Below are 13,833 nucleotides of genomic sequence, written 5' to 3'. Positions count from 1 at the left end.
GAGGCAGAACAAAAATTCCTAAAATATCCAATGACAGATAAATATCTTCTCGACCCGTCGGACATACGTGTTCTGCGTGTACTGCAACGGGATGCGTCGCTCTCCATTGCCGAAGTGGCAAAGGAAGCGGGCATGAGCCAGACGCCTTGCTGGCGCCGGATCAAGCGCCTCAAGGAACAGGGAATCATCCGCCAGATCACTGCCATCATCGACCGCGAGTCCGTGGGTCTTGGCTTCGTGGCCTACTCGTTCGTCAAGCTTGCGGTTCCCAGCCGCGAGAACATGGAAACCTTCGACAAGCTGGTCCACCATTGGCCCGAGGTCGTGACGTGCGAGCGCATCACCGGTGCCGTCGACTATCTTATCAAGGTTGTGACGGATGATATCAAAACCTACGACAATTTTCTGCGTTTGAAGCTGCTGGACAATACGCTCGTGTCCGATGTGCAGTCTCGCATCGTCGTCAATACGGTGAAGGATACCGTCGCCCTGCCCTTGCGCGAGAGCTGACATCCGACCTTGATCGGCCACCAGGTTAGACGCTCAGGTGGCGAACCGCAACGCAGACAGCCCCGCCGGGTCCAGGAAAGGCTGCTTGCCCGCAATCATGCTGGCCAGCAGCCGTCCCGTCACCGGCCCGAGCGTGAAACCGTCATGAGCATGGCCGAAGTTGAGCCACAGGCCCGGGATCTTTGCAGACGGACCAACCACGGGCAGCGAATCCGGCAGACATGGCCTGCTTCCCATCCACGGCTGTTCCTGTAACGCCCGTCCAAGCGGAAAAATTTCCTCTGCCCGTCGTTTCGCCAGCTTGACAATCGCCGGATTGGGCGCGGCATCGCGCTCGGCCAGTTCGACGCCAGTGGTCAGGCGAATGCCATTATCCGTCGGTGTCAGGGCGAAGCCGTTTTCGACATCCACAACCGGCCGTGACAGGGACGCCCCGGACAACGGACGATAATGCATGTGGTAGCCACGCTTGACTGCAAGCGGATAGGTTTCTCCAAGGCGTGCCAGCAGATCCGCGGTCCAGGCGCCGAGGGCAACCACTGCCTGGCGGGAAAACAATGTGCCGCGTTCCCCCTCGATTTGCCAGCCGCCACGCTCCTGCTTCAGCTTCATCGCATCGGCGCGGAAATACCCGCCCCCGTCATGCACGAATCCCCGCCAGAAAGCATCGACCACGGCACCGGGATTGGACACCGAACAACTTTCCGGCCAATGAACGCCTCTCAGCCCCTGCGCCGTCAGGCCAGGCTCCAGCGTTCCGATCTCGCCAGCCGACATTTCCCGATAGGAAACGCCAAACACCCGCGCGTATTGGCGTTCGGTCTCGCTTGCCTGGAAGGCAGTCTCCGAGCGGTAAAGATGCAGCCAGCCGCCCTGGCGGTAAAAGCGGTTGGCATTGGTCGCATGCGCCAGGTCGAGATGCTCCTCGACGGCGAAGGCTCTCAACGGAGCAATCGCCCGCGAATAGGCCTCAACCCCGCGGGCATTGCCTGCTGCGTGGAACTGGCGCAGCCACGGCAACATCCGCAGTACGGTGGCCATATCCAGCGAAACGGCACTTGAGCGGCCGAAAAGGATCCCCAGAAGCGTGAGCGGATTCGTCGGCACCGCATGCGGTACGAAGCCGTTGCGCTGGACAATCCCGGCATTGCCGAAGGAAGCTTCCTCGCCCGGGTGCTTGCGGTCAATCAGCGCAACGGACAGGCCCAGCCGCTGCAGATGCAGTGCCGTTGACACACCGACGATACCGGCGCCGAGCACCATCACGTCGAAGGATTGCGTTTGCCTGGTTTTTGCTGTCATGCCTGTTCCGGACGGTGCCCTAATACTGGCGTCCGAGGTCCGGATCCTTTAAGAGGCGCGGAAGTGCCTGCCACAACTCGCGGTTCAAAGGACAACTTAAGATGATTCGATGGTGTGGTGCAGGCTTGGCATGGATCGGGCGCAACGGAACGGCCGCCCTTGCTGTGAGTATCTTCATCGGCATGGCCTTGCCGGCGCTGTCCGCCTATCTGCGGCCCTACCTGACCGTTGCCGTCTTCAGCCTGTTGACCCTGGCTTTTCTGCGGGTCGACACCTTCGCGATCCGCATGCGCCTGCGTCGCCCCACGCTTCTGATTGCCGCCCTCCTGTGGATGATGCTCGGCGCGCCCCTGCTGACGTGGCTGCTGATCGACCTCTCCGGCCTGAAGGCTCTTGGCCCCGATGTGATGCTGGCCCTTTTCATCGCAACCGCCGCTCCCCCGGTGATGGCGGCTCCTGCCTTCATCTATTTGCTCGGCCTTGATGGCACCCTCAGTCTCGCGCTTTCTGTTGCCGCTCTGATCATCACCCCGCTGACGGCCCCCTTCATCGGCGAGTTGATGCTCGGGCCTGCCCTGCCTCTCAGCGTCGGTGGGCTAGCCATCCAGCTCTCCCTGCTGCTTGCAGGCGCCTTTGCGGTCTCGATCGCCTTTCGCAAACTGGCCGGTGAAGAGCGCCTGGCTCGCTCTTCCCACCACATCAGCGGTCTCAATGTGCTGCTGCTGCTGGTCTTTGCCATAGCTGCCATGGACGGTGTCGCCGCAAGCTTTGCCGCAAAACCACTGTTCACGCTGGGCCTTACCGCCATCACCTTCTGCCTCGCACTGGTACAGATTGCGCTCAGCCTGCTGCTGTTCTCACCGGCGACCCGAGAAGACGCCTATGCAATCGCCCATACCTGTGGCACCAGAAACATGGGACTGATGGTCGCCGCCTTCGGTGGCACCCTGCCGGAATTCACCTGGCTCTGGTTCGCTGTCGGCCAGTTTCCGATCTACATCCTGCCCCTGTTCCTGAAACCGTTTGTGCGGGTGTTCTGCCGTCTGAACGTGAAAACTGTGACGTAGCACACCTGACAGGCGAACATGCTAGGCTTACCACTTGCCAGGTCAAACACTTCGCGTGAGGAAAGTGCCGTGTCCGTTCTGCCAACCACCGTCAAATCCCTGTGCTCATCGGCGGGCCGCAGTCTTCTGTGTGCCGCAACGCTCCTGCTTGCCGGTGCGAGCCTCGCCCCGGCCGCAATGGCTGGAGACACCGCAGAGCTTCAGCTTCTCGGCTTTTCCAGGAACGGCGATTTCTTCGCCTTTGAGCAGTTCGGCGTCCAGGACGGATCCGGCTTCCCCTATTCTGAGATCTTCGTTGTCGACGTGATCGGCGATACCTGGGTGCCGCCGTCCCCCTTCCGCCTGCGCAAGGATGTCGACACGGGTCCGGGCGATGCAGCCGACAACGCCCTGTCGGAGACCAGGGCGGAGAACCGTCTTGCCGCCCAGCCGCTGCTCCAGGACAAGGCCATTGCCGGTAAAGGCCAGACGGTCGGCTTCAATCCTCGCACCGAATTGACATCCGATCCCCACAAGATGCTGGTTGCCCCGCGCGTCACCTTCCTGTCCGGTGACGATCCAATCGACCTCACCCTGTCGGAATACCCCCTGCCGAATGTCCAGTGCCAGAGCTACGGTGCCGAGACCAAGGGCTTCCGCCTGACCATGGTCCACAATGGTGTCACCCGCATCCTCAACGAGGACAACAGCGTGCCTGAAAGCCGCCGTTGCCCACTGGCTTACCGGATCGAGCGCATCGTCACCCATTTCCCCGATGAAGCCCCGCCCGTCTTTGCCGTGCTCATCCAGATGGACAGCCTCGGCTTCGAAGGACCGGACCGCAGATATCTGGCGATAACGGGACGTCTTTGAGCTTCTAAACCGATTGAGGCCGGCTCGGGTATCTTGCCCAGTCGCATCAGAAGTGCTAGCGCGGCGGCAACATCAGAAAACGGGACGATAACGGCCCGTCTGGCCTGTCCGGGAGTTTGCCATGCCGCGCGACATCAAGATTGCCCCCTCCATCCTCGCCTCCGATTTTTCCAAACTCGGCCAGGAAGTCCGCGACGTGGTGGAAGCGGGAGCCGACTGGATCCATCTCGACGTCATGGACGGCCACTTTGTGCCGAACATCACCTTCGGCCCGGATGTCATCGCCAAGCTGCGCCCGCACACGGACAAGATCTTCGACACCCACCTGATGATCGCTCCCTGCGATCCCTACCTGGAAGCCTTTGCAAAGGCAGGTTCCGACATCATCACGGTTCATGCCGAGGCCGGCCCGCATCTCGACCGGTCTCTGCAGGCAATCCGCAATCTGGGCAAGAAGGCCGGTGTCTCGCTGAACCCGTCGACCCCGGAAAGCGTCATTGAATATGTTCTCGACCGGCTGGACCTCATTCTGGTGATGACGGTCAACCCGGGTTTCGGCGGTCAGAAATTCATCCAGTCGCAGGTCGAAAAGACCCGCCGCATCCGCCAGATGATCGGCGATCGTCCGATCGACCTCCAAATCGACGGTGGCGTCACCCCCGAAACCGCCCCCCTCGTTGCAGCGGCTGGTGCCAATGTGCTGGTGGCAGGGTCCGCAGTCTTCAAGGGCGGCACGGTGGAAAGCTATGCCGGCAATATCTCGGCGATCCGCAAGGCCGCGGAAGAGGCTTGAAGGCGGCGCTAGCTCTTATCGAGTGCCCGGGTCATACGTCGTGGACTAGGCATCCTAAAGGCAACCGTTTTTATAGAGGAAACGCCTTCACAGGCTGAGCAAGCGGCCCATCCTTCGAGACAGGCCTTTGGCCTTCCTCAGGATGAGGTGGAGGGAGGCATCAAGGCTGGGAGGCTGGGAGGCTGGGAGGCTGGGAGGCATCTTGCACCTCAGACATCCCACACAAACACCCTCATCCTGAGGAGGACCGCCAGGTCCGTCTCGAAAGATGCCCCCCCCCCAACCGGCCCGTCCATTATTTGTCCAAGCCATGATATCCAGCATCGATGAAGGTTACTTTCTATATCCTCAGATGTTCGAACGGCAGCTATTACACAGGCGTCACACGAAAGGATCTCGCGAGCCGAGTTAGTGAACATCAGCAAGGAAAGTACGACGGTTACACAGCGCGCTACCGACCGGTTGAACTGGTGTTCAATTGCCAGTTCGAGCAGCTCACCGACGCAATTGCCTGCGAACGCCAGGTAAAAGGATGGCGGCGTGACAAGAAAGAAGCCTTGATCAAAGGTGAGTTCGACCTGCTTCCCGCGCTGTCGAAACGGGGTGAAACCGCATCAAAAAATTGAACAAGCGGCCCATCCTTCGAGACAGCGCTTCGCGCTTCCTCAGGATGAGGTGGTGGAACGCTTTGGCGCTCTAATGCTCTAGAGCTCTGATGTTTTCAGGCTCAGAGACAGCTTTCATCTCAGACCTCCAACAAGCACTTCCTCATCTTGAGGAGGACCGCCAGGTCCGTCTCGAAAGATGGGGTACAGGTACCGGTTTCACCCACGACTTCCGGTCGCTAAGCAATTACTTCCGCAACGCGTCTTTCCGTCGAGACATTCCCTCGGTTAAGCTCTCCCCGTTAAAGACTGGGGGAATCGTCTTGGCGCATATGCAACGCAGTATCGGTCTGCTGAGCCTCACCTTTGTGGCAATCAGCGGAATTCTCGGATCTGGCTGGCTGTTCGCGCCCTTGATGGCTGCGCAAGCTGCCGGGCCGTCATCACTCATCGCCTGGATGATTGGCGGCTTCGCGATGCTGCTTCTTGCCGCGACCTTCGCCGAGATCGCGGCGATCCTGCCGGTTGCAGGCGGCATCGGCCGTGTGCCGCATTTCTCCCACGGGTCGGTCGTCTCCATGACAATGGGCTGGACGGCCTGGGTTGGCTACAACACCACCGCCACCATCGAGGTGGAGGCAGTACTGCGCTACTCGAAGAGCCTTGCGCCCTGGCTTTACGGGTCAGACGGACTCCTCAGCCCTGCCGGTCTGGCGGTTGCCTGCGTCCTGCTGGCGGTCTTCACGGTTCTCAATGCCTTTGGCGTCCGCTTCTTTGCCCGTCTCAACACGGCGCTCACCTGGGTCAAGATCCTTGTTCCGGCCGGACTGGCCGCCGTAATCCTCACCTCCGAGTTCCGATACGCCAATTTCAGCGAATACGGCGGCTTTGCCCCCGAGGGACTGAAGGGCATCCTGTCGGCGATCTCAACTGGCGGCGTGATCTTCGCCCTGATCGGGTTCCGCCACGTGATCGACATGGCCGGGGAAGCCCGCAATCCGAAGGTGAACGTGCCGCTGGCGCTGGTGATCAGCCTGGTCGTCTGCCTGCTGATCTACGGCGGGCTGCAGCTCGCCTTCCTAGGCGCCCTTGATCAGTCACAGCTCAAGCAAGGTTGGGCGGCGCTCAGCTTCCCGGGCGAGCTGGGCCCCATGGCGGCCCTTGCGACCGCCGTCGGCGCGCTCTGGATCGTCAGCATTCTGGACAGCAGTGCCCGCATCTCCAGTTTTGCCTCGGCGCTTGTGTCCGTCGGCTCAAATGCCCGCCTCGGCCTTGCCATGGCCCAGAACGGTCTCTTTCCGAAGTTCATGGAAACTCTTTCGGCGCGCGGTGTGCCGCTGTTCGCTTTGCTGATCAACTTCGTGGTCTCGGCTCTGTTCTTCTTCATTCTGCCATTCAACGAAGTGCTCGCCCTCAACACGTCATCCATCGTGTTGTCTTTCGTCGTCGGCCCTGTCGCCGTGCTGGCCTTCCGCCAGCTGATGGCCGACGCCCCGCGCGCCTTCGTGCTGCCGGCCGCTCCTGTCACCGGGTGTCTTGCCTTCGTCGTCGCCAGCCTGATCATCTACTGGAGCGGCTGGGACACCATGCTGCATCTGGGCGTCTGCCTGGTCATCGGTTTCCTGCTGATGATCTACCGCAACAGCAGAGGCGGCTTCGACAGCCTGGACTGGCGCGAGGCAGCCTGGCTTGCTCCCTATCTTGCAGGTCTTGTGCTCATTTCCTGGCTTGGTTCCTTCGGCGGCGGCGCGGGCTACCTGCCGGTCGGACCGGATATCGCCGTGGTTTCTGCTCTGGCAGTCGCGGTCTACATCCTGGCGGTGCGCCTTCGCCTTCGCCAGGACAAGTTCGATCTCTACATGGCCGAGGAAAAGGCTGACGAGCGGATGGAATACGGCGACGGCGCGTGAGGCCTTTCAGGATCCAGCCTAGCTGAAACGGCGGCCCGGCACGGGTTTCCCCGCCTGCCCTGGCAGCTTGTCCTTCAAACCGGAGGGATAGAGTTCAAGACCCTTTGCGGCCAGCTCGTCAAGCGTGATCCAGCGTGCCGTCCCGACCGTGTCATCATTCACCTCGTAAACGATGGTATCGGTCCGGTAGTAGCTGTTGTCGGTAAAATGGGCGTGGCACAGGAAAACGATCTCGTGGCCTGCGACGCCATGATGATCGTAGATGTTCTCCATGACGATATACTCGTCGAGCAGAGTGATCCTTGCTCCCAGTTCTTCCAGGAACTCGCGCTGGAGCGTATCGCGCCAGGGCTCGCCAAACTCCACGGTGCCGCCGAGCGGCCGCATGCCGGTGATACGTCCCGTATCGTTCCGCACGTCTGACAGAAGCAGCGCGTCATCCTGCCAGATCAGGGCAAGAGCCTTGACCGCAATCGTGTTAGCCGGCCGCCAGATTGTCATCCGTGTCTCCTCAAAGACAGTCGCATCGCGCTCGTGTGCACCGTAAAATTCACATTCGGGCACTTTGCTGCAAGCAAAAACCGCGTCTCCGCATTGAAGGGGCAGCGCCCCTCTGCTATTCCGCAGCCAGATTTTCCACATACGAGGTCCATTCGCCGATGATCCCGCGCTATTCCCGTCCCGACATGGTTGCCATCTGGTCGCCGGAATCGAAGTTCCGCATCTGGTTCGAGATCGAGGCCCATGCCTGCGACGCACTTGCCGAGCTCGGGGTCATTCCGAAAGAAGCGGCCAAGACCATCTGGGAAAAGGGTGGCAGCGCCACGTTCGACATCGACCGCATCGACGAGATCGAGCGCGAGACCAAACACGACGTCATCGCCTTCCTGACACATCTGGCGGAAATCGTTGGCCCGGATGCCCGTTTCGTGCACCAGGGCATGACCTCGTCCGATGTGCTCGACACCTGCTTCAACGTCCAGCTGGTCAAGGCAACCGACATGCTGTTGGCCGACATGGACGCCCTGCTTGCCGCGATCAAGCGCCGGGCAATGGAACACAAGGACACCGTCTGCATCGGCCGCTCCCACGGCATCCATGCCGAACCGGTAACCTTTGGCCTGAAGATGGCCGAAGCCTATGCAGAGTTCGACCGCTGCAAGAAGCGCCTGCTGGCAGCTCGTGAGGAAATTGCCACCTGCGCCATTTCCGGTGCGGTCGGCACCTTCGCAAACATCGACCCGGCCGTGGAAGAACACGTCGCCAAGGCCATGGGCCTCCAGGCTGAACCGGTCTCCACCCAGGTGATCCCGCGTGACCGTCACGCGATGTATTTCGCAACCCTCGGCGTGATCGCCTCCTCCATCGAGCGCGTGGCAACGGAAGTCCGCCACCTGCAGCGTACCGAGGTTCTGGAAGCCGAAGAATTCTTCTCCAAGGGTCAGAAGGGCTCGTCGGCAATGCCGCACAAGCGCAACCCCGTCCTGACCGAGAACCTGACCGGTCTTGCCCGTATCGTCCGCGGCTTCTCCATTCCCGCAATGGAAAACGTGGCTCTCTGGCACGAGCGCGACATTTCCCATTCCTCCGTCGAGCGCATGATCGGCCCGGACGCGACCATCACCCTTGATTTCGCTCTGGCCCGCCTGACCGGTGTTATCGACAAGCTGCTGGTTTATCCGGAGCGCATGATCGGCAACATGGACCGTCTCGGCGGCCTCGTGCACTCCCAGCGTATCCTGCTCGCCCTCACCCAGGCTGGTTCGTCGCGCGAGGACGCATACCGTCTGGTCCAGCGCAACGCCATGAAGGTGTGGGACAGCTACCAGGTGGCCGGTGCTGCCTCGGTCGACTTCCTGACCGAACTTCTGAACGACGCGGATGTGCGCAAATATCTGTCCGAAGAAGAAATCCGCGACCGCTTCGACCTCGGCTACCACACCAAGAATGTCGATGTGATCTTTGAACGGGTGTTCGGCGAAGCGTGAGGCTTCCGCCATTTGGCGGCGTAAATTTGCTTTCCGTCGTCATCCCGGCCAAGCGAAGCGCGAGCCGGGACCGGGGAGCCACAGAATTTTGTATTCGCACAGGAAGTTTGACCGATAGACCTCGGCTCCCCGATCCCGGATCTCCGCTTCGCTGCGTCCGGGATGACGATCCGAGGTCTGTAGTCGGGCTTCGGGGAGGCATCGGCCTCCCCTTCTCTTTCCGCGGAAGGTAAAGCGATGTCCGGCGAAAAATCCCTTGTTGCCTGGCAGCGCCTCGAAGCGCTTTTCATCCTGATTGCTTCGCTGATCCTCTATTTCTGGACAGGGGCGCCGTGGCTGACGTTTGTCATCCTCATTCTGGTGCCCGACCTGTCGATGCTGGGCTACTTGGCCAATCCACGCGTTGGCGCCGTGATCTACAATCTCTTTCACACCTACATCGGCCCGGCCCTCCTGATGGGGCTTGGCGTCCTGCTCACGGATTATGATCTGGATCCCTACGCCTTCTGGGATTTTGCTCCGATCGCGATCATCTGGACCGCCCACATTGCGTTCGACCGGGTTCTGGGCTACGGCCTGAAGAGCCCTGAAGGGTTCAAGATCACTCACCTTGGCCGGATCGGCCGTCAGGATAGCTGAATCATGAAAATCGCCGTCGTCTCGGACATTCACGGCAATGTCCTGGCCCTTGAAGCCGTGTTTGCAGACCTGAAACTGGAAGCACCGGACCTGATCGTCAATCTGGGTGACTGCATTTCCGGTCCGCTCTGGCCGGAGGAAACTGCCGCCATCCTGCGTGAGACTGCCTGGCCGACCGTTCGCGGCAACCATGACCGCATCGTCCTGGACGATCCGATCGACAAAATGGGACCGACCGACGTCTTTGCCGCTGAGCGTCTTTCCCAGGCAAGCCGCGACTGGCTGGCAACAAGCCAGCCGACCATACGCCTGACAGACGAGATTTTCCTGTGCCACGGCACCCCGGACAACGATGACCGCTACCTGACTGAAAAGGTGGACGGGCCGAAGGGACACCTGCCGGACGAACAGACCTTGCTGGACGAGTTGAAGGGCGAAACCGCTCCCGTCATCTGCTGCGGTCACACGCACATTCCCAGGGTCATCCGCCTCCAGAAAACCGGGCAGATCCTGCTCAATCCGGGCAGCGTCGGCTTGCCGTCCTACGAAGACGACCATCCGCACCGGCATGTCATGGAAGCCGGCAGTCCGCATGCCCGCTATGCCCTGATGACAAACAATCACGGAGCATGGAACTTTCAGGAAAAGATCCTGACATACGATTGGGACACAGCCTCCGCCGAAGCAGAAAAGAACGGGCGTCCGGGTTGGGCCCGGGCCCTGAAACACGGTTTTTACGGCCCACTTTCCTGAGATCTTCGCGATCACAAATGACGGAGCATGACCATTTCGGGGAACGAAGCCGGGCGCTCCACGTTTTATGTCCATGATTAGCATGGAGTATGTGATGTCGATCTGGAAATCCGTTTTAAGTCACGCCGCCATCGGCAGTCTTGCGGTGAGCCTGGCTTTGCCGGCCTTCGCCGCTCCGCTGCCACTGCTCAAGACCGCGCCGGCGCCGGTTCAGACGCATTCGGAAGCCCCGGCGAACGTCCTCAAGGTTGACCACAGAAGAGGTCATAACCCGCATCGTGGCTACAACAATCGTAACGGACGCCACTATTACAACGGGCACCGGGGTTACCGGAAATATCGCCAAGGCTATCGCCAGTATAACGGCTGGTGGTTCCCGCCGGCTGCTTTTGCCTTCGGCTTCGGCGTTGCTCCCGGCCCCCGCTATGCGGCCCCACCACGCTACGCAGCCCCCCCGCGCTACGCCGCCCCGCCTCGCTACGGCCGTGGCTACAGCCCCGCGCACTATCAGTGGTGTGGTCAGCGTTATCGGTCTTACCGCCCTGGCGACAACAGCTTCCAGCCCTATCACGGACCACGCCGTGTGTGCGTCTCGCCCTATGGGCCGTGATTCAAGCTGACGGCGACAAACATCGAGCCGGTCCTTTGGGCCGGCTCCTTTCATTTGCCTCAGCCGTCACCTCGACGGCTTTGAACGCAAACGGCGCTGAGGTCCGAAGGCCGGTAGCTTGCCGGTTGCTTCTTCCAGCCTTCAGAACATCCGGCTCCTTCCTTGCCGCGATTGACAAGTGCCCGGAAAAACTGCGAGACAGCGGCACATCTTCGACAGCCACGCAAAAGGTGTAGCCCGTGAAAATTTCAGACACCGATATTCTGCTTGTTCCAGGTTACGGTCAGACGCTGCCGGGCCATTGGCTGTTGCGCTGGCGCGACAAGATGCCGACAGCCCGGGTCGTGAAACAGGCAGAGCTGCATCGTCCGAACAAGAAGGAATGGCTGGAAACGCTGGTGAAAGCGGTTGATGCCGCCGAACGGCCCGTTGTGCTTGTCGCACACTCGCTTGGCTGCATCCTGGTTGCCCACGGTGCCCATGCGCTGAAGGACAAGATTGCCGGCGCCTATCTCGTCGCTCCTTCCGACTGGGACCGCGAGGGGCTGGTGGCGGAATTCGATGGCGGGGACTTCAAGCCCATTCCCGAACATCCGTTGCCCTTCCCCGCGCATCTTGTCGCCAGCCGGGACGACCCATATTGCGACTACGCCCGCGCCGAGCATTTCGCCAAGGTCTGGGGCACCACCTTCCAGGACGCCGGAGCCGCCGGTCACATCAACCTGGAAAGCGGCCACGGCCCCTGGCCGGAAGGCATGATGTCCTTTGCCCATTTCATGAAGAAGCTCGGCTGACGGCTGTCAGGTCCGTGCAGAGGAAGCGTCCATCAACGCTCCGAGGCGCGTGGCCACCCAATAGCTCACCGGAACGGCGATCGCGGCGCCTGTCGCCGCGCCGCCGACCAGCAGCAGAGCATTGAATGTGCCGACACCGTAGATCGATAACGGAACCAGTGCCCCAAGACCGGCAAGCGTCGGGCCGATGATGATGAACAGGATCATTGCCAGTTTCCACATGAGGATCTCCCATCGGGAAAGCGGCGGTTCTCCGTCCTGAGCCACAGCGGCAACAATGGTTGATTATGAGACATAATCAACTTTGCCGTTGAAGCTCAGAACCGTCGCGGTTTCGATATCTGAATACTTTCGCAATATCGAAACTATGACATTGACCCAGGTCAAGCTTCCGCAAGAAGAGCAAATCAATATCCGGCGGCGGGTCCTGTGCCCTGCTCCGCCAGCCAGGCCACTTCCTTGAGCGCAGCCCTGGCGGAATGATCAAGAAAGAGCGTATCGACGCCGTGTGACATCAACCGGAACCCCTGATTATAGGCTTCCTCGACCTTGTCGGCGTTGAGGCAGAATATCCCGGCAAGTTTCCCGGCCGCGAGCGCCTTTTCCGCAATCTCACCGGCAACTTCGCCGGTATGTGCCCCGTTCGGATCGAGCGAAGCGCCTTTCGACAGCGCAAGGGAAAGATCGCTCGGACCGACAAACACGCCATCAAGACTGTCGACGCTCAGGATCTCGTCCAGCGCGTCGATCGCGTCCTGGGTTTCGATCATGGCAAAGGCAAGGGTCTGTGCATTGGCGTTTTCGAGATACTGGTCCCGCGTCTGGCCGCTCAGCATGGCTGCCCGAAACGGCGACCAGCTGCGTTCGCCGATCGGCGGATATTTGACAGCCCGCGCAAAGGTTTCCGCGTCCCGAAGGGAATTGATCATCGGCGCGATGATGCAATCGGCCCCCATGTCGATCAGCCGTCCCGCAAGGGCGTTGTCACCGACGGGAATGCGGGCAATGCGGTGCGCCCCGGCAAGAGCAATGGCTGCCATCGCCTCGCACGCCGATGCAAAATCATACATGCCGTGCTGAAGATCGAGCGTAACCGCCTCGTATCCCGAGCGCGCAAACAACTCCGGAACCATGGGCGCGGACAATTGGGACCAGCCGGTAATGACGGCTTTTCCGGAACGCAACTTGTCGGCAAGAAAGGCATTATCTGACACGGGTCGTCTCCTCCGATAGAGGAGGTATCAAATCCGTCCGCCGACACAACCGCAAGCGCTGTTTTTGCAATTCTGGGAGCTTGGTTGACGCAAAGGGAGATGGGGATTTTCTTCTGCCAGGCTGGAAAAGCCCCAACTTGCCAATGATCACGCCCGTCAAAACAAAAACGCCCGCCGTTTCCGGCGGGCGTTTGAAACTGACAATCGAAGAAAGCTTCGATCAGCCTTCTTTCTGCAACTGGTCGACAGCCGTGTGCATCAGTTCGTCCATGGTGCGACGAATCTGATGATCGGACTGCTCGACCTTGTTTGCGTCGAAATCTTCGCGAAGCTTGCGGAAAACGTCTTCCTCGCCCGGCTCTTCGAAATCGGCCCGGACAACTTCCTTGGCGTATTCGTCGGCCTTCTCGCCTTCAAAGCCCAGAAGACCTGCCGCCCACAAACCCAGCAACTTGTTGCGGCGTGCGGTTGCCTTGAACCGCAGCTCCTCGTCATGCGCAAACTTGTTTTCAAACCCCTGCTCGCGCTTGTCGAATGTGCTCATACTCATCGTCTCCTGAACTGCGCTGATGCACTTCCCCCCATATGGGGCTGATTTGGTCTCTTGCATATCCCCGCAAGCCGATCAAATCAACGCAGTACGTACACTCATGCGTCAAAAGCATAACCGCCCTGCGAACTCTCCGGAAACATAAGATTGTACTTTTGCCCGGCTTCGGTTAAGTTCCGCGCCGCAAAACAGGGCCTGCTGCCTTCAAGCATCGGCCGGTTGACGACAAACGTCCCGGTGGATTTT

At 60.2% G+C, this 13,833-nt stretch carries 16 protein-coding genes; 11 read left to right on the top strand and 5 right to left on the bottom strand.

The genetic code is table 11. The features are described 5' to 3' along the window. Positions 1 to 30: 30 nt before the first annotated feature. Positions 31 to 510, top strand: coding sequence for an Lrp/AsnC family transcriptional regulator (locus FIU93_RS16685; protein WP_006939550.1), 480 nt, complete (start codon positions 31 to 33; stop codon positions 508 to 510). 33 nt (positions 511 to 543) lie between these two features. Here FIU93_RS16685 and FIU93_RS16680 read toward each other — a convergent pair whose 3' ends face one another. After that, on the bottom strand, positions 544 to 1,812 hold the full coding sequence (locus FIU93_RS16680; protein ID WP_152506216.1) for an FAD-binding oxidoreductase: 1,269 nt from the start codon (positions 1,810 to 1,812) through the stop codon (positions 544 to 546). 101 nt (positions 1,813 to 1,913) lie between these two features. Here FIU93_RS16680 and FIU93_RS16675 point away from each other — a divergent pair, with 101 nt between their 5' ends. From FIU93_RS16675 to FIU93_RS16655, 5 genes are all read left to right on the top strand, one after another. After that, positions 1,914 to 2,879 (top strand): sodium:proton symporter, encoded by a 966-nt coding sequence (locus FIU93_RS16675; protein WP_031269250.1) that lies wholly within the window; start codon positions 1,914 to 1,916, stop codon positions 2,877 to 2,879. A 69-nt stretch (positions 2,880 to 2,948) separates the two neighbouring features. After that, positions 2,949 to 3,731 (top strand): DUF2259 domain-containing protein, encoded by a 783-nt coding sequence (locus FIU93_RS16670; protein ID WP_152506215.1) that lies wholly within the window; start codon positions 2,949 to 2,951, stop codon positions 3,729 to 3,731. 121 nt (positions 3,732 to 3,852) lie between these two features. Continuing rightward, a complete protein-coding gene (gene rpe, locus FIU93_RS16665) occupies positions 3,853 to 4,524 on the top strand; it encodes a ribulose-phosphate 3-epimerase (RefSeq protein WP_152506214.1) in 672 nt (223 codons plus the stop codon). Between the two features lie 326 nt (positions 4,525 to 4,850). After that, positions 4,851 to 5,150, top strand: a complete 300-nt coding sequence (locus FIU93_RS16660; protein WP_152506213.1) for a GIY-YIG nuclease family protein — start codon at positions 4,851 to 4,853, stop codon at positions 5,148 to 5,150. Between the two features lie 311 nt (positions 5,151 to 5,461). Continuing rightward, a complete protein-coding gene (locus FIU93_RS16655; RefSeq protein ID WP_023000893.1) occupies positions 5,462 to 7,039 on the top strand; it encodes an APC family permease in 1,578 nt (525 codons plus the stop codon). 18 nt (positions 7,040 to 7,057) lie between these two features. On the opposite strand, the gene FIU93_RS16650 is transcribed toward FIU93_RS16655, so the two are convergent. After that, positions 7,058 to 7,540: an NUDIX domain-containing protein gene (locus tag FIU93_RS16650; RefSeq protein WP_031269247.1), complete on the bottom strand. Its 483-nt coding sequence runs from the start codon at positions 7,538 to 7,540 to the stop codon at positions 7,058 to 7,060. Positions 7,541 to 7,698: 158 nt separating this feature from the next. Here FIU93_RS16650 and purB point away from each other — a divergent pair, with 158 nt between their 5' ends. The 5 genes from purB to FIU93_RS16625 all read left to right on the top strand — a co-directional run bounded on the left by purB (position 7,699) and on the right by FIU93_RS16625 (position 11,823). Further along, on the top strand, positions 7,699 to 9,027 hold the full coding sequence (gene purB / locus FIU93_RS16645) for an adenylosuccinate lyase (RefSeq protein WP_023000891.1): 1,329 nt from the start codon (positions 7,699 to 7,701) through the stop codon (positions 9,025 to 9,027). Between the two features lie 237 nt (positions 9,028 to 9,264). After that, positions 9,265 to 9,666: a DUF4260 domain-containing protein gene (locus FIU93_RS16640; RefSeq protein WP_152506212.1), complete on the top strand. Its 402-nt coding sequence runs from the start codon at positions 9,265 to 9,267 to the stop codon at positions 9,664 to 9,666. Between the two features lie 3 nt (positions 9,667 to 9,669). Further along, the gene (locus FIU93_RS16635) at positions 9,670 to 10,419 is read left to right on the top strand and encodes a metallophosphoesterase family protein (RefSeq protein ID WP_152506211.1); all 750 of its coding nucleotides are present in this window, start codon (positions 9,670 to 9,672) and stop codon (positions 10,417 to 10,419) included. A gap of 94 nt (positions 10,420 to 10,513) precedes the next feature. Then, a complete protein-coding gene (locus tag FIU93_RS16630; RefSeq protein WP_152506210.1) occupies positions 10,514 to 11,029 on the top strand; it encodes a BA14K family protein in 516 nt (171 codons plus the stop codon). Between the two features lie 239 nt (positions 11,030 to 11,268). Then, positions 11,269 to 11,823 (top strand): alpha/beta fold hydrolase, encoded by a 555-nt coding sequence (locus tag FIU93_RS16625; protein ID WP_062488384.1) that lies wholly within the window; start codon positions 11,269 to 11,271, stop codon positions 11,821 to 11,823. A 6-nt stretch (positions 11,824 to 11,829) separates the two neighbouring features. Here the strand turns inward: FIU93_RS16625 and FIU93_RS16620 are convergent, their stop codons facing one another. From FIU93_RS16620 to FIU93_RS16610, 3 genes are all read right to left on the bottom strand, one after another. Then, a complete protein-coding gene (locus FIU93_RS16620) occupies positions 11,830 to 12,045 on the bottom strand; it encodes a hypothetical protein (RefSeq protein ID WP_075284786.1) in 216 nt (71 codons plus the stop codon). Between the two features lie 185 nt (positions 12,046 to 12,230). After that, complete coding sequence (locus FIU93_RS16615) at positions 12,231 to 13,037, bottom strand: aldolase/citrate lyase family protein (protein WP_075284785.1); 807 nt, start codon at positions 13,035 to 13,037, stop codon at positions 12,231 to 12,233. A 220-nt stretch (positions 13,038 to 13,257) separates the two neighbouring features. After that, complete coding sequence (locus FIU93_RS16610) at positions 13,258 to 13,581, bottom strand: DUF1476 domain-containing protein (protein ID WP_023000884.1); 324 nt, start codon at positions 13,579 to 13,581, stop codon at positions 13,258 to 13,260. Positions 13,582 to 13,833 lie beyond the last annotated feature (252 nt).

The organism is Labrenzia sp. THAF35 (assembly GCF_009363595.1).
Taxonomy (GTDB): domain Bacteria; phylum Pseudomonadota; class Alphaproteobacteria; order Rhizobiales; family Stappiaceae; genus Roseibium; species Roseibium algicola.
The sequence above is the reverse complement of the archived record's forward strand: the minus strand, read 5'-3'. Positions and strand labels throughout refer to the sequence as shown.

Excerpts from the sequence above, each read along its gene's own strand:
- FIU93_RS16685 (WP_006939550.1), top strand. The coding sequence starts at position 31 with ATGACAGATAAATATCTTCTCGACCCGTCGGACATACGTGTTCTGCGT.
- FIU93_RS16680 (WP_152506216.1), bottom strand. The coding sequence starts at position 1,812 with ATGACAGCAAAAACCAGGCAAACGCAATCCTTCGACGTGATGGTGCTC.
- FIU93_RS16675 (WP_031269250.1), top strand. The coding sequence starts at position 1,914 with ATGATTCGATGGTGTGGTGCAGGCTTGGCATGGATCGGGCGCAACGGA.
- rpe (WP_152506214.1), top strand. The coding sequence starts at position 3,853 with ATGCCGCGCGACATCAAGATTGCCCCCTCCATCCTCGCCTCCGATTTT.
- FIU93_RS16660 (WP_152506213.1), top strand. The coding sequence starts at position 4,851 with ATGAAGGTTACTTTCTATATCCTCAGATGTTCGAACGGCAGCTATTAC.
- FIU93_RS16655 (WP_023000893.1), top strand. The coding sequence starts at position 5,462 with ATGCAACGCAGTATCGGTCTGCTGAGCCTCACCTTTGTGGCAATCAGC.
- FIU93_RS16650 (WP_031269247.1), bottom strand. The coding sequence starts at position 7,540 with ATGACAATCTGGCGGCCGGCTAACACGATTGCGGTCAAGGCTCTTGCC.
- purB (WP_023000891.1), top strand. The coding sequence starts at position 7,699 with ATGATCCCGCGCTATTCCCGTCCCGACATGGTTGCCATCTGGTCGCCG.
- FIU93_RS16640 (WP_152506212.1), top strand. The coding sequence starts at position 9,265 with ATGTCCGGCGAAAAATCCCTTGTTGCCTGGCAGCGCCTCGAAGCGCTT.
- FIU93_RS16635 (WP_152506211.1), top strand. The coding sequence starts at position 9,670 with ATGAAAATCGCCGTCGTCTCGGACATTCACGGCAATGTCCTGGCCCTT.
- FIU93_RS16630 (WP_152506210.1), top strand. The coding sequence starts at position 10,514 with ATGTCGATCTGGAAATCCGTTTTAAGTCACGCCGCCATCGGCAGTCTT.
- FIU93_RS16620 (WP_075284786.1), bottom strand. The coding sequence starts at position 12,045 with ATGTGGAAACTGGCAATGATCCTGTTCATCATCATCGGCCCGACGCTT.
- FIU93_RS16610 (WP_023000884.1), bottom strand. The coding sequence starts at position 13,581 with ATGAGCACATTCGACAAGCGCGAGCAGGGGTTTGAAAACAAGTTTGCG.